The organism is Mycobacterium sp. RTGN6 (genome assembly GCF_033804605.1).
GTDB lineage: Bacteria > Actinomycetota > Actinomycetes > Mycobacteriales > Mycobacteriaceae > Mycobacterium.
On record NZ_JAPZKZ010000002.1, the window covers coordinates 393657 to 408141 of the forward strand.

General features: G+C 66.0%; 16 protein-coding genes. 7 read left to right on the forward strand and 9 right to left on the reverse strand.

What is annotated here, in order from left to right:
• Positions 1–42: 42 nt before the first annotated feature.
• From sigM to SLQ33_RS06165, 4 genes are all read left to right on the forward strand, one after another.
• A complete protein-coding gene (gene sigM / locus SLQ33_RS06150; RefSeq protein ID WP_319452915.1) occupies positions 43–633 on the forward strand; it encodes an RNA polymerase sigma factor SigM in 591 nt (196 codons plus the stop codon).
• A gap of 157 nt (positions 634–790) precedes the next feature.
• Complete coding sequence (gene trxB / locus SLQ33_RS06155; protein WP_319452916.1) at positions 791–1726, forward strand: thioredoxin-disulfide reductase; 936 nt, start codon at positions 791–793, stop codon at positions 1724–1726.
• 54 nt (positions 1727–1780) lie between these two features.
• The gene (trxA, locus tag SLQ33_RS06160; protein WP_319452917.1) at positions 1781–2116 is read left to right on the forward strand and encodes a thioredoxin; all 336 of its coding nucleotides are present in this window, start codon (positions 1781–1783) and stop codon (positions 2114–2116) included.
• Between the two features lie 156 nt (positions 2117–2272).
• A complete protein-coding gene (locus tag SLQ33_RS06165; protein ID WP_319452918.1) occupies positions 2273–3466 on the forward strand; it encodes an N-acetylmuramoyl-L-alanine amidase in 1194 nt (397 codons plus the stop codon).
• A gap of 7 nt (positions 3467–3473) precedes the next feature.
• Here SLQ33_RS06165 and SLQ33_RS06170 read toward each other — a convergent pair whose 3' ends face one another.
• The 9 genes from SLQ33_RS06170 to rpmH all read right to left on the reverse strand — a co-directional run bounded on the left by SLQ33_RS06170 (position 3474) and on the right by rpmH (position 9818).
• Positions 3474–4220, reverse strand: coding sequence for an acetyltransferase (locus tag SLQ33_RS06170; RefSeq protein WP_319452919.1), 747 nt, complete (start codon positions 4218–4220; stop codon positions 3474–3476).
• A gap of 215 nt (positions 4221–4435) precedes the next feature.
• Positions 4436–5431, reverse strand: coding sequence for a ParB/RepB/Spo0J family partition protein (locus SLQ33_RS06175; protein ID WP_319452920.1), 996 nt, complete (start codon positions 5429–5431; stop codon positions 4436–4438).
• A 13-nt stretch (positions 5432–5444) separates the two neighbouring features.
• The gene (locus SLQ33_RS06180) at positions 5445–6479 is read right to left on the reverse strand and encodes a ParA family protein (RefSeq protein WP_319452921.1); all 1035 of its coding nucleotides are present in this window, start codon (positions 6477–6479) and stop codon (positions 5445–5447) included.
• A complete protein-coding gene (gene rsmG / locus SLQ33_RS06185; protein ID WP_319452922.1) occupies positions 6476–7177 on the reverse strand; it encodes a 16S rRNA (guanine(527)-N(7))-methyltransferase RsmG in 702 nt (233 codons plus the stop codon). The genes SLQ33_RS06180 and rsmG overlap by 4 nt, the downstream gene beginning before the upstream one ends.
• Positions 7178–7237: 60 nt before the next feature.
• Positions 7238–7762 (reverse strand): protein jag, encoded by a 525-nt coding sequence (locus tag SLQ33_RS06190; RefSeq protein WP_319453270.1) that lies wholly within the window; start codon positions 7760–7762, stop codon positions 7238–7240.
• Positions 7763–7854: 92 nt separating this feature from the next.
• Positions 7855–8952 (reverse strand): membrane protein insertase YidC, encoded by a 1098-nt coding sequence (yidC, locus tag SLQ33_RS06195; protein WP_413467602.1) that lies wholly within the window; start codon positions 8950–8952, stop codon positions 7855–7857.
• Positions 8953–9001: 49 nt separating this feature from the next.
• A complete protein-coding gene (gene yidD, locus SLQ33_RS06200) occupies positions 9002–9298 on the reverse strand; it encodes a membrane protein insertion efficiency factor YidD (protein ID WP_319452924.1) in 297 nt (98 codons plus the stop codon).
• Positions 9295–9654, reverse strand: coding sequence for a ribonuclease P protein component (gene rnpA, locus SLQ33_RS06205; RefSeq protein ID WP_319453271.1), 360 nt, complete (start codon positions 9652–9654; stop codon positions 9295–9297). The genes yidD and rnpA overlap by 4 nt, the downstream gene beginning before the upstream one ends.
• 20 nt (positions 9655–9674) lie before the next feature.
• The gene (rpmH, locus tag SLQ33_RS06210) at positions 9675–9818 is read right to left on the reverse strand and encodes a 50S ribosomal protein L34 (RefSeq protein ID WP_070355130.1); all 144 of its coding nucleotides are present in this window, start codon (positions 9816–9818) and stop codon (positions 9675–9677) included.
• 555 nt (positions 9819–10373) lie between these two features.
• On the opposite strand from rpmH, the gene dnaA reads away from it, so the two are divergent.
• From dnaA to gnd, 3 genes are all read left to right on the forward strand, one after another.
• Positions 10374–11852 carry a chromosomal replication initiator protein DnaA gene (dnaA, locus tag SLQ33_RS06215; RefSeq protein ID WP_319452925.1) on the forward strand — a complete coding sequence of 493 codons (1479 nt, stop codon included), beginning with the start codon at positions 10374–10376 and terminating at the stop codon, positions 11850–11852.
• A 508-nt stretch (positions 11853–12360) separates the two neighbouring features.
• The gene (dnaN, locus tag SLQ33_RS06220) at positions 12361–13560 is read left to right on the forward strand and encodes a DNA polymerase III subunit beta (RefSeq protein WP_319452926.1); all 1200 of its coding nucleotides are present in this window, start codon (positions 12361–12363) and stop codon (positions 13558–13560) included.
• Between the two features lie 28 nt (positions 13561–13588).
• Complete coding sequence (gene gnd, locus SLQ33_RS06225) at positions 13589–14482, forward strand: phosphogluconate dehydrogenase (NAD(+)-dependent, decarboxylating) (protein ID WP_319452927.1); 894 nt, start codon at positions 13589–13591, stop codon at positions 14480–14482.
• The last annotated feature ends 3 nt before the right edge of the window (positions 14483–14485 follow it).

The following is a 14485-nucleotide window of genomic DNA, read 5'->3' on the forward strand; positions in this document are numbered from 1 at the left end:
GTAGTGTCCGGACGGGTGCTCCTGCCTGCTTAGGGTTCGGCTGTGGGGAGCTTCGGGGGAATCGCTGATCCAACTCGGTCGGACGAGGAGTTGCTCGACGCGCACGTCGCGGGCGAGCGGTACGCGTTCGAGGCGTTGTTCCACCGTCACCACCGCCAGCTGTACCGGCTGGCCCAGATCACCAGCCGCAACCCAGACGACGCCGCCGACGCGCTCCAGGACGCGATGCTTGCGGCGCACCGCAACGCACCCGCGTTCCGCCGCGACGCCTCCGTCAGTAGCTGGCTGTACCGCATCGTCGTGAACGCGTGCCTGGACCGCCTGCGGCGCAACAAGACTCACCCCACCACGTCTCTCGAAGACGAGTTGTGGCCCGGCCGTGACCCAACCCCGCGCATCGACACCGCGCTGGTCATCGAACGCGCACTGATGCGGCTACCGGTGGAGCAACGCGCCGCCGTGGTGGCCGTGGACATGCAGGGCTACTCGGTAGCGGAGACGGCCCGGCTGCTCGGCGTCCCCGAAGGCACGGTCAAGAGCCGCTGCTCGCGCGCGCGGGCCAAACTCGCCAAGACGCTGGAGTACCTTGGCCACGACCCGGCCATGGCCGGGCGACACGCCGCAGGCGATTAGCGCGCTGGCGGTGCGGCCCAGCTGCAGTTCAGTGGACACTGGGCTCCTGGCGGACGCAACACTTAACAATCCGTGACGAGGCCAGTCCACGTCCGGGAACAGCCCCGAATACCCTGGTGTTATACGCGTGCCGACGCGGTATGGCAGAAAGGCGGACATGACCTCCAATCCCATGGTCCATGACGTGATCATCATCGGTTCGGGTCCGGCCGGTTACACGGCCGCCATCTATGCGGCCCGGGCACAGCTGAAGCCCCTGGTGTTCGAGGGCGTCGCGTTCGGCGGTGCCCTGATGACCACCACCGAGGTCGAGAACTACCCCGGCTTCAAGGAGGGCATCACCGGCCCCGAGCTCATGGAGGAGATGCGCGAGCAGGCGTTGCGGTTCGGCGCGGACCTGCGCATGGAGGACGTCGACGAGGTGTCCCTGTCCGGACCCGTCAAGACCGTCACCGTCGGCGACGAGTCGTATGCGGCCCACGCGGTCATCCTCGCGATGGGCGCCGCTGCGCGGCAGCTCGGCGTGCCCGGCGAGATGGAGCGCATTGGCACCGGCGTCAGCACGTGTGCGACGTGCGACGGGTTCTTCTTCCGCGACCAGGACATCGCGGTGATCGGCGGTGGCGACTCCGCGATGGAGGAGGCGATCTTCCTCACCAAGTTCGCGAGCAACGTCACCCTGATCCACCGCCGCGAGGAGTTCCGCGCGTCCAAGATCATGCTGGAGCGGGCCAAGGCCAACGAGAAGATCACCTTCTTGACCAACACTGCCGTCACCGAAGTCGAGGGCGAGCCGAAGGTCACCGGGCTGCGGCTGCGCGACACGGTCACCGGCGAGGAGTCCAAGCTGGCCGTCACGGGCGTGTTCGTGGCGATTGGCCACGATCCGCGCTCGGCCCTGATCCGCGGCCAGGTCGACCTCGACGACGAGGGCTACGTCGCGGTCAAGGGCCGCACCACGAGCACGTCGCTCGACGGCGTGTTCGCCGCGGGCGACCTCGTCGACCACTCGTACCGCCAGGCCATCACGGCGGCGGGCAGTGGCTGTTCGGCCGCCATCGACACCGAGCGCTGGCTCTCGGACCGCGAGTGATCGTGCCTGTCCTGCAATGTTTTTCAGCACCACCCCTACCGCAAGGAGCACCCCATGACTAGTGACACGAGCGCGACGGTCGCCGTCACCGACGATTCCTTCTCCGACGACGTGTTGGCCAGCGCCACGCCCGTCCTCGTCGACTTCTGGGCCACCTGGTGCGGCCCATGCAAGATGATCGCTCCCGTGCTCGAGGAACTAGCCACCGAGAAGGCCGGCGAACTCACCGTGGCGAAGCTCGACGTCGACGCCAACCCCGGCACCGCGCGCGACTTCCAGGTGGTGTCGATTCCGACGCTGATCCTGTTCAAGAACGGCGAACCGGTGAAGCGCATCGTCGGGACGAAGGGCAAGGCCGCGCTGCTGCGCGAGCTCGCTGACCACGTCTGACGGGCCCGTCCGGTCCACACGCCAGACCGTTGGTTGGCCTGGAGTTTTCCTTATTTTCGGCACGGTCTGCGACAATGATGGCTGGCAGCAGACCAGCTGCCCCCGCCACAGTCGAAGCCGTGCCCCTGCCGGCGTTGGTCACCGAGAGGCCTGGTTATGTCGATTCTGCGTCGCGGCGATCGCGGAGGCGCGGTCACCGAGATTCGGGCGGCATTGTCGGCGCTCGGCCTGATCGACAACGCCGACGAGGACGTCAACACCGGTAAGCACGTCGCGCTCGATGCCTTCGACGACGACCTCGACGAAGCCGTCCGCGCGTTCCAGCAGCGCCGCGGACTGTTGGTCGACGGTGCCGTCGGCGAGGCCACGTATCGCGCACTCAAGGAAGCGTCCTATCGGCTCGGCGCGCGCACGCTGGCCCACCAGTTCGGCGCCCCGATGTACGGCGACGACGTGGCCACGCTGCAGGCCCGGCTACAGGACCTCGGTTTCTACACCGGCTTGGTCGACGGGCACTTCGGGCTGCAGACGCACAACGGGCTGATGTCCTACCAGCGCGAGTACGGCCTGTACCCCGACGGCATCTGCGGCCCAGAGACGTTGCGCTCGTTGTACTTTCTCGGTTCGCGGGTGACCGGCGGCTCGCCGCACGCCATCCGCGAGGAGGAACTGGTTCGCCGTTCGGGGCCGCGGCTGTCCGGGAAGCGCGTGATCATCGATCCGGGCCGCGGCGGTGCCGACACCGGACTGATCGTGCGTGGCCCGTCGGGTCCCATCAGTGAGGCAGACATGCTGTGGGACTTGGGAAGTCGCCTCGAAGGCCGCATGACCGCCATCGGGATGGACACGTTCTTGTCGCGTCCGGTCGGGGGAAGCCCGTCGGACGCCGAGCGCGCCCAGACGGCCAATACCGTCGGCGCCGATCTCATGATCAGCCTGCGTTGCGCCAACCTGCCCGGCTCCCCCGCCAACGGCGTCGCGTCGTTTCACTTCGGCAACTCACACGGTTCGGTGTCCACCATCGGTCGCAACCTCGCCGACTTCGTCCAGCGAGAAGTGGTGGCGCGCACGGGATTACGCGACTGCCGTACTCATGGTCGCACGTGGGACCTGCTTCGGCTGACCAGGATGCCCACCGTGCAGGTGGACGTCGGGTACATCACCAACGCGAGCGACCGTGACTTGCTGGTGTCCACCCAGATCCGTGATTCGGTCGCCGAAGGCATCCTCGCCGCGGTGAAGCGGCTCTACCTGCTTGGCAAGAACGACCGCCCGACGGGCACGTTCACCTTCGCCGAACTCTTGGCGCACGAGCGGACGGTCGAAGCCGGCCGCGCCGCTCAAGCCTGACGCCAGCTCATACGCACGGCGACAGTCCGGCACCCACCGGCTGTTGCAGCCGAGCGCTTTCCAACAGTCGCTCCAGCGCCGCCTCGACGTCGGCCTTCCACCCCAGGCCCTCTTCGAGCTCCAGACGCAGCCGGGGAAAGTAGCGGTGCGGCGTAACGACGGTGAACCCGACGTCGATGAGGAAGTCCGCGTCGACGACGCACTGCTCGACCGAGCAGTCGCCGAGCACCTCCACCGCTGGGCGCAGTTCGGCCGGAACGGCATTCGGCTCCGATAGTGCCGACGCCTCAGCCGTCCGCCCGAACGCCTCCAGCGCCCGCACGCCGCGTCGCATCAGATCCGCGACCACCGACGTCACCAGCTGGCGGGTCAACCCGTCGGCGTCGGCTCCGGATTCGACGCCGAGCGAAGTGAGCAGAACCGCGTCGGCGCTCACCGGTCCGGTGGGGAGCAGCCGGGCACGCGGCACCGCCCGCGGCGGAGCGTAGAAGACGTAGCCGAGGCATGGCGCGTCGTCGGCCACCGGCACCGGGGGGCCATCTTGGTCGGATGTGCACTCGACGACGAGCTGGCCGCATGACCCCCACTCGAGCATGACCATGGACAGCCACGCTTCCTTCTCGAACTCGGGATCCGCGAGGTGATCGTCGCCCCGCAGCGTCGACGGGTCCAGCTCCCAGAACACACAGCGCCGCGCGTGCTTGGGCAGCTGCTCGAATGCCTCGAGCCGCAGCGGCGTGATTCGTGCGGACACTAGTTTCCCCGGTCTTCGGTCGGTGCTGCCGATGGCGGCCCCTCCAGGATAGGAGAGCGCGCTACACGGGGCCCGATTTCGGCAGCCGCGCTCATCGCAAACCACCGGTTTGCCCAAATCCGTTGCTGCACAGGGTCATTCCTCCTTGAATCCCGACCGTAGGGCCGCGCGACGAGGGGTTGTGTCACAGTGACGTAATTACGTGGTGTGGTGGGTCATGCCTTCGTTGCGTTCATTAGGTCCACTATCCGTTGTAGGTCGTCGACCGAGCCGAACTCGACCACGATCTTCCCCTTGCGTTTGCCAACGCTCACCGTAACCCGGGTATCGAACGCTGACGACAGCCGCTCAGCAACGTCCTGGAGCCCTGGCATCTGGATCGGCTTGCGGCGGGGGGTGGTCGGCGTCGCCGGGTCGGGTCCCTCGCGGTTGGCGAGCGTGACCGCCTCCTCCGTCGCCCGCACCGACAGTCCCTCCGCGACGATCCTCGCCGCGAGGGCCTCCTGCTTGTCCGGTCCGGCCTCGAGCGCCAGCAGCGCTCGCGCATGGCCCGCGGACAGCACGCCGGCAGCGACGCGGCGCTGAACGGCGATCGGCAGCCGCAGCAGTCGGATCATGTTGGTGATCACCGGACGCGACCGACCGATCCGGGTGGCCAACTCTTCGTGAGTCACGCTGAACTCGTCGAGGAGTTGTTGGTAGGCGGCCGCCTCTTCCAAGGGGTTCAGCTGTGCCCGGTGGATGTTCTCGAGCAGGGCATCGCGCAACATGCTGTCGTCGGCGGTCTCGCGGACGATCGCCGGTATGGTCGCCAGTCCCGCCTCTTGCGCCGCACGCCACCGCCGCTCCCCCATCACGAGCTGGTAGCGAGGTCCACCCGGTGCGCCGTCCACCGGGCGCACGACGATCGGCTGCATGAGCCCGAACTCGCGGATCGAGTGAACGAGTTCGGCGAGCGCATCTCCGTCGAAGACCTGCCGCGGCTGACGGGGATTCGGCTCGATCGCCGTCGGCGGGATCTCCCGGTAGACCGCGCCGACGTCGGACACGACGGGCTCGGCCAACCCGTGCGGGGCGCCTCCGCCGAGCACGACGTCGGCCGCCCCCGGACTGAGGTTGTTCGGTTCGCCATCGTCGGGTCCGGTCGGGATCAACGAAGCGAGGCCCCGGCCCAGCCCGCTGCGCTTGCGTGGTTGCGGTTGCGGCGTCATCGATTCCGTCTCCTCATCGCGAATCCTTCGATCGAGGGTCCGCGCGCTGGGCGAGCTCGCGACTGGCGTCGAGATAGCTCATCGCTCCGCGGGAGCCCGGGTCGTAGTCGAGGATCGTCATCCCGTAACCGGGCGCCTCGGAAACCTTCACGCTGCGCGGGATCACCGTCCGCAGCACCTTGTCGCCGAAGTGAGACCGGACGTCGTCGGCCACCTGGTCGGCCAGCTTGGTCCGGCCGTCGTACATCGTGAGGATGACGGTGGTGACCTCGAGGTTGGGGTTGAGGTGTGCCTTGACCATCTCGATGTTGCGCAGCAGCTGGCCCACTCCCTCCAGCGCGTAGTACTCACACTGGATGGGGATGAGTACCTCGGGAGCGGCAACCAGCGCATTGATCGTCAGCAGCCCGAGCGACGGCGGACAGTCGATGAAGACGTAGTCGAAGTCGTGGTCCTTGAGGCTCGCGAGCGCGTTCCGCAGTCGTCCTTCGCGGGCGACCATGCTGACCAGCTCGATCTCGGCGCCCGCCAGGTCGATCGTCGCGGGAACGCAGAAGAGCCGTTCGTTGTGGGGGCTGCGCTGGACCGCCGCCTCCAGCGAGATCTCCCCGATCAACACCTCGTACGAGGACGGCGTCCCCTCCCGGTGTTCGATGCCGAGTGCCGTGCTGGCGTTGCCCTGCGGGTCGAGGTCGATCACGAGCGTGTTCAGCCCCTGCAACGCCAGCGCTGCCGCCACGTTGACTGCCGTCGTCGTCTTGCCGACGCCACCCTTCTGGTTGGCGATCGTGAAGACACGTTGGTGTGACGGCCGCGGCAGCCGGTTGCCCTTCGCGCCGTGCAAGAGCCGGACGGCGCGCTCTGCTTCGGCGCCAATCGGAGTGTCGGCGATGTCATCGACCGGCCATGCCCCGTCGGTTCCGGCGGGCCATGTTTCACGTGAAACATTGGCTGGCGCCGGGGGCGCCGTTTCACGTGAAACATTCGGAGTCGCGGCGGACGGTCCTGCCCCGGGAACGTTCGCGTTGTGTTCCGGTGGCGGCTTCATCCCGACTTCCTCCGCGGCCGCGATGGCCGCTTCGCTGATTGTGTCCGTGCTCCGCGCCGCGCTACGACCACGGTTACGGGTGGAGTCAAATAGTCCACGCCACATCTCACCACCTCCGCGTCAACGGCACCTAATGAGTCCAAGACTCGTCGATGCTCGGTGACTTCTTCTTCGGCTCGCTCGCCCTTCATCGCCAACATTCGCCCGCCCTCGCGCAGCAGGGGCATCGACCACCGCGCCAACTTGTCGAGGGACGCGACCGCTCGCGACGTGACGGCGTCGAATTCTCCGACACTCTCGAGCACCGCCTTGTCCTCCGCGCGCCCCCGGACGACTTCGACCGCCAGCCCCAACTCCGACACCGCCTCCTCCAGAAAGTCGGCGCGCCGGAGCAGCGGCTCGATCAGCGTGACGTGGAGATCCGGGCGAGTGAGCGCCAGCGGGATGCCCGGCAGGCCGGCACCGCTGCCGATGTCGGCCACCCGCTCTCCCGCTTCGAAGAGCTCGGCGATCGCCGCACAGTTCAACAGGTGACGGTCCCACAGCCGGTCGAGTTCACGCGGACCGATGAGTCCGCGTTCGATGCCGGCGCCCGCGAGGATTGCCGCATACCGACGCGCGGGCTCGAGACTGGGGCCGAAGACGGAGTCTGCCGCCCCGGGCGCATCCGGAGCGTGGCCATGTTTCACGTGAAACATTCCTCCGAATCCACGGGCGGCGGACGGTACGAACTACATCGGTGTAACTCGAGCTGACGCTCAGTCGACGAGGACGACCACGCGACGCGACGGCTCGGCGCCTTCACTCTCGCTGCGAACCCCGTCGATCGCGGCGACGGCGTCGTGCACGATCTTGCGCTCGAACGGCGTCATCGGCGTGAGCTCCTCGCGCTCGCCGCTCGCCAAGACGCGGCGCGCGATCTGCTCCCCCAGCGCTGCCAGCTCGTCGCGCCTCCCCCGGCGCCAGCGCGCGATGTCCAGCATGAGCCTGCTGCGCTCCCCGGTCTTCTGATGAACCGCGAGTCGCGTCAACTCCTGCAGCGCGTCGAGCACCTCGCCCTTGCGCCCGACCAACTTGGTCAGGTCCTCGCCGCCGTCGATGCTCACGATCGCCCGGTCGCCCTCGACGTCGAGATCGATGTCTCCGTCGAAGTCCAACAGGTCCAGGAGCTCCTCGAGGTAGTCGCCGGCAATCTCGCCTTCGGCCACCAGTCGGTCTTCGATCTTCTCGCGCGGCGGCTCTTCGGTCTCCGTCGTGCGCTCGGTCGTGTCGGCGTCAGTCATGGTCGTTGGTCCTTCTTCCTCGTCCATCAGGATCTCGTCGGCGGTCCCGGTGTCACCCGGTCCGCGTTGCGGGTCTTCGTGCGAAAGCACGGTCACTGCCTTCGCCTCTTGGCGGGCCGGGGATTCCGGCGGGGCGTGTTCTTGGCAGCGCCGTTGTTGGTGCCGCCGGGCTTGGCTGCGGCGTTCGTCGTCGGCGTGGTGGGTGCGTCCACCTCAGCGGTCGATTCCACTTCGGTCGCAGTGCTCTCCGCGTCCGCCGCCACGGCAGCCTTGTTGGCTGCTGCCTGCTTCTGCGCAGCTGTGCGCTTCGGCTTCCGGGCGGGCTTGGCGCCGGGCGCCGGGGCGTTGGACGCGCGTCGCTCGATGTCCTCTTGCTTCTTGGCCTCTTCGCGGGCCTCGATCTTGCCGAACACGTAGTGCTGCTGGCCGTACGTCCACACGTTGTTGGACACCCAGTACAAGATGATCGCGATCGGCAGGAACGGGCCGCCGACGATCACGCCGACCGGGAACACGTACAGCGCAAGCTTGTTCATCATCGCGGTCTGCGGGTTGGCCGCCGCCTCCGGGCTCTGCCGCGCCACCGACGCCCGACTGTTGAAGTGGGTGGCGATGCCGGCGAGGATCATCAGCGGCACCCCGACGGCGATGACCGACGCGCGATTGAAGTGCGTGAAGGCATCGAGTCCGACCGTCTGGATCATCGATGCACCCAGCGGTGCCCCGAACAGATGCGCGTCCAGGAAGTTGCGGACGTCCGCGGCACTGAAGAGGTAGTTGCCCAGCGACGCGTTCTCCTGGACCGTCAGCCCCAGCCGGCCGAAGCCGGTCTGCGTCCGGTTGAAGGACATCAGCACGTGGTACAGGCCGAGGAAGACAGGCACCTGCGCGAGCATCGGGAGGCAACCGAGGATCGGGTTGAATCCGTGCTCCTTCTGCAGCTTCTGCATCTCCGTCGCCATCCGCTGGCGGTCCTTGCCGTACTTCTTCTGCAGCGCCTTGATCTGTGGCTGCAGCTCCTGCATCTGGCGGGTGGTCTCGATCTGCCGCACAAAGGGGCGGTACAGAATGGCCCGCAATGTGAAGACCAGGAAGGTCACCGACAGGCCCCATGCGAAGAAGTTGGTATCGCCGTCGACGCCTGGGATCAGTCCGATGAGGAAGGCGAAGACCTTGTACCAGACCCACATGATCGCGGAGACCGGATAGTAGATGTAGTCGAGACTGAACCAGTTGAAATCAAACAAGCGAATCGCTCCTCAACGTTGGATCGCTCTCGATCGGGTCTTTTGAGTTGGACGCCCGATCGGGGATCGGGTCCCACCCTCCACGGTGCCAGGGTCCGCACTTGGCCAGCCGGACGGCCGCCAGCCAGGTCCCGCGGAGCAGCCCGTACTCCTGCAGTGCATCCACGGCGTACTGGCTACACGTGGGGGTGAATCGGCACGACGCGGGCCGCAGTGGCGAGATCATGTTCCGGTACAGCTGCACCGCGGAGACCACACCCCGCAGGACAGCGCCCCGACCGCCGGTCATCGCGACGCCCCAGTGCGTTCCTGGGCTCGCCGCAGGGCCGTGCGTAGTTCTTGCTCGAGCCGAGCGGAGATCGCATGCCTGCTACTCGGCAGCGCTCTGATGACGACCCTGTCGCCTGCGTGGAGTTCGTCCACGACACCGCGCGCCACGTGACGCAGTTTGCGCGCGACCCGGTGGCGTTGCACCGCGGTGCCCACCGACTTCGCCACGACGAGGCCGATCTTGGGCACGTCTGATCCGTCGTCCGGCACGCGCAGCGCATGGACGACCAAGTCTGGTTGAACGGCTCGGACTCCCTTGTTGACCGTCAGGCCGAAGTCCGCGGACCGTGTCATCCGGTATCGAGCCGGAAGCACGACGCTAAGTCCTGCGCGCGTCACGCAGTGAGCGAGCGACGGCCCTTGCTACGTCGGCTGGACACGATCGCCCGGCCGGCGCGCGTGCGCATCCGCAACCGGAATCCGTGCACGCGTGCACGACGCCGGTTGTTCGGCTGGAAAGTGCGCTTGCCCTTGGCCACGGCTGTATCTCCTCAATTACCTTGCGTCCGTGTCCGTCACCCATGAAGTGCTCATGCGGTGGGGACGCAGTCGCGTTTACGCTCGTTCGTCTCGCTTGCTAGCTCCGGCGCGTTACCCCGGAACCGCGGGTCGCTGCCGTGTCGCCACGTGCGGGCGACTGTTCGAGGGTACTGACGAGATTTCCCTAGGTCAAACCTACCCGCAGCGACCGCCAGGTGACCTCGTGCGTCACACCGTTCACCACTGTCGAGCAGTCGCACGAGAAGCACGGAAGAATGTTGCAGAACTGTTGGCCACTAGGAGAGAAAACTGTTAGCTTCTGCCAATGCCGTTTCAGACCGGAGCGGCGATGGACAACTGAGCGAGGATGGTCACCTCACCGCGAGCCGACAGAATGCCCGACTCTGTGACGAGCCCCAGTGCATGATCATTCCGCCAGCACATGACGACACGACGACGACGGTCCGTTGTCCACAGACTGTGGATAACTATGTGGACGATTCGTCATCGTTTACTTGGCCATCTCTGATTTGGCCGCAAGGGGGTATGTCTCGTTGACTGCCGACCCCGATCCACCGTTCGTAGCGATTTGGAACAAGGTCGTAGCCGAACTCAACGGAGATACTCCACACCAAGCGGCCCTCAACGGCGACGTCACACCACCGGTACTCACCCCCCAGCAAAGAGCGTGGCTCAAGCTGGTCCGTCCGTTGGTCATCACCGAGGGCTTTGCTCTGTTGTCCGTTCCGACGCCGTTCGTGCAAAACGAGATCGAACGTCACCTCCGTGAACCGATCATCACGAGTCTCAGCCGCCACCTCGGTCAACGCGTAGAACTCGGCGTCCGCATCGCCACTCCAGACCCGGACGTCGACGACGAGGCATCCATCGACCTGCTGCCGGATCCGGATGAGGTCGACGAGGACGAGGAAGCACTCGCCAGTGCCGAGGAGGCCTGGCCCAGTCACTTCACCAACCGTCCGCAGAACTCGTCGTCCAACGACGTGAGCCTCAACCGGCGCTACACGTTCGACACGTTCGTCATCGGTGCCTCGAATCGCTTCGCCCACGCCGCGACGCTCGCCATCGCCGAAGCGCCGGCGCGTGCTTACAACCCACTCTTCATCTGGGGCGAGTCTGGGCTCGGGAAGACCCACCTGCTGCACGCCGCGGGTAACTACGCACAGCGTCTGTTCCCCGGCATGCGGGTCAAGTACGTCTCCACCGAAGAGTTCACCAACGACTTCATCAACTCGCTCCGCGATGACCGCAAGGCGTCGTTCAAGCGGAGTTACCGCGACATCGACGTCCTGCTCGTCGACGACATCCAGTTCATCGAAGGCAAGGAAGGCATCCAGGAGGAGTTCTTCCACACCTTCAACACGCTGCATAACGCGAACAAGCAGATCGTCATATCGTCGGACCGGCCGCCCAAACAGCTGGCCACCCTGGAGGACCGGCTCCGGACGCGGTTCGAGTGGGGTTTGATCACCGACGTTCAGCCGCCTGAACTCGAGACGCGCATCGCCATCCTTCGCAAGAAGGCTCAGATGGACCGGCTCGACGTGCCCGACGACGTCCTCGAACTCATCGCCAGCAGCATCGAGCGCAACATCCGCGAGCTCGAAGGCGCGCTCATCCGCGTCACCGCATTCGCGTCGCTCAACAAGAGCGCCATCGACCGGTCGCTCGCCGAGATCGTGTTGCGTGACCTGATCTCCGACTCGAGTACCACGCAGATCAGCATGGCGACGATCATGGCCGCCACCGCCGAGTACTTCGAAACCACCGTCGAGGAGCTCCGCGGGCCTGGAAAGACCCGGGCCCTGGCGCAGTCCCGCCAGATCGCGATGTACCTATGTCGCGAGCTGACCGATCTCTCCTTGCCCAAGATCGGCCAGGGGTTCGGTCGTGACCACACCACCGTGATGTACGCCGAGCGCAAGATCCGCGGCGAGATGGCGGAAAAGCGCGAGATCTTCGATCACGTCAAGGAACTCACGACTCGTATTCGCCAGCGTTCCAAGCGCTGAGCGACCCAGAATCCGCGAGATTCGAACCACTTCTTCGAGAAACTTTGGTCGCGTCCGCACCACTCGTAACACCAAATCGCTGTGCATCACTCGTGGACAGACCCATCGAGGACTTACCGCCTCAGCTGCCCAGCCATGCACGAGCATCGATCGGTCCACAGTTGCCAACAATGTGTCGACACGTCGTCCACAGGTCGCTCACATCCGTCCACCCCATCCGACCTGTACGGGCACTGTGTCATCCACAACCTGCACAGCCCCTATTACTACTACTTCTGTATCTACTAAGAATCCTTCTTTGAAGTAGGGCCCTGGGGACATCTCCTCCCCACCCCAACTTGGCACCCTCGCCGAACCGTTTGTCACTCCGATCGATTAGCTTTCAAGTTGGCGTCGAACGCTCTACGGTGGGTCTTCGGCAGCCGGTACGGCACGGTTCGCAGCGCGGGGAGACACTTGAGACTGCGCGGGGCGGTGTTCGTGGTTCGGGTTTCATCGAAGGGACGTTATGGACGTGGTGACGACGACAGTTGGTCTCACCGATTTGAAGTTTCGCCTGGTGCGGGAGGACTTCGCCGATGCCGTGGCGTGGGTGGCTCGCATTCTGCCCACCCGGCCGACTGTGCCCGTGCTCTCCGGTGTCTTGCTGACCGGGTCCGATGACGGGCTGACCATCTCCGGCTACGACTACGAGGTTTCCGCCGAAGTCCGGGTCGCGGCCGAAATAGCTTCTCCCGGAAGCGTTTTAGTGTCCGGTCGGCTATTGTCGGACATCACAAGGGCGTTGCCGGCCAAGCCGGTCGACGTCAGCGTCGAGGGCACTCGGGTGTTGCTCAACTGTGGCAGCGCGCGGTTCTCTCTCCCGACCATGGCCGTCGAGGACTATCCGACGCTGCCGTCGCTGCCCGAGGAGACCGGGGTGGTCTCGGCCGAGCTCTTCTCCCAGGCCATCAGCCAGGTGGCCATCGCGGCAGGCCGCGACGACACGCTTCCGATGCTGACGGGCATTCGGGTCGAGATCTCGGGCGAGAAGGTGGTTTTGGCGGCTACCGACAGGTTCAGGCTCGCCGTGCGGGAGCTGACCTGGGCCACGGACGTGGCGGATCTCGAGGCGGCCGTGCTGGCGCCGGCGAAGACGTTGGCCGAGGCCGCGAAGGCTGGTACCGACGGCGGTGACGTGCACCTGTCGCTCGGCGCGGGTGCGGCCGTGGGCAAGGACGGGCTGTTGGGCATTCGCAGCGCGGGCAAGAACACCACGAGCCGATTGCTCGACGCGGAGTTCCCGAAGTTTCGGCAGTTGCTCCCCGCAGAGCACACGGCCGTCGCCACCGTCGGGGTGGCCGAGCTGACCGACGCGATCAAGCGCGTCGCGCTCGTGGCCGATCGCGGTGCGCAGATCCGGATGGAATTCGCCGAGGATACGGTGCGGTTGTCGGCTGGCGCGGACGACGTCGGCCGGGCCGAGGAGGACCTTCCCGTCGAGTTCGCGGGTGAACCACTCACCATCGCGTTCAACCCGACCTACCTGACCGACGGGCTCGGCTCGTTGCACTCTCAAAAAGTGACGTTCGGCTTTACGACACCCAGCCGACCCGCGGTGTTGCGCCCGACGAGTGATGATGAGGGGTACGTCGGCGCAAGCGGCCCGTTCCCGGCAGCTCAAACCGATTACGTCTACTTGTTGATGCCGGTGCGGCTTCCGGGCTGACCGGCCTTTCGCCACGGAAGAGGCGCTCATGCAACTCGGCTTGATCGGGCTCGGCAAAATGGGTTTCAACATGCGCGAGCGGTTGCGCAAGGGGGACCACGAAGTCATCGGATACGACCCGCGGCCCGAGGTCTCCGACGTTCCCGACCTGGCGGGGTTGGCTGCCGCGCTCACCGCGCCTCGGGTGGTCTGGGTGATGGTGCCTTCGGGTGAGGTCACCCACGACACCATCGTCGCGTTGGCGGCCGAGCTAACCGAAGGCGACCTGGTGATCGACGGAGGGAACTCCCGCTACACCGAGGATGGCCCGCACGCAGAACTGTTGAGTGCCAAGGGAATCGGATACATCGACGCAGGCGTCTCCGGCGGCATCTGGGGGCTCACCGAAGGATACGGGCTCATGGTCGGCGGATCGGACGCCGACATCGCGCGCGCCATGCCGATCTTCGACACGCTGCGGCCGGAGGGTCCGCAAGAGGACGGGTTCGTCCACGCGGGCCCGGTCGGCGCGGGTCACTTCACGAAGATGGTCCACAACGGCATCGAATACGCGCTGATGACGGCGTACGCCGAAGGCTACGAGCTGCTGTCGGCGGAGCCGTTGGTGAAGAGTCCGCAGGCGGTGTACCAGGCGTGGACCAACGGCACGGTGGTCAGATCTTGGCTGCAGCAGCTATTGGCGAAGGCCCTCAAGGAGGATCCCCAGCTGGCCGAGATCAGCGGTTACACCGACGATTCCGGGGAGGGCCGCTGGACGGTCGAGGAGGCCATCCGGCTGCGCGTACCCGTTCCAGGAATCGCGGCGTCGCTCTTCGCGCGCTTCCTGTCGCGTCAGGAGGACTCGCCGACCATGAAGGCCGTCGCTGCGCTGCGCAATCAGTTCGGTGGCCACGCCGTCCAAAGGGTTAGTAAGTCGGGATAGGTT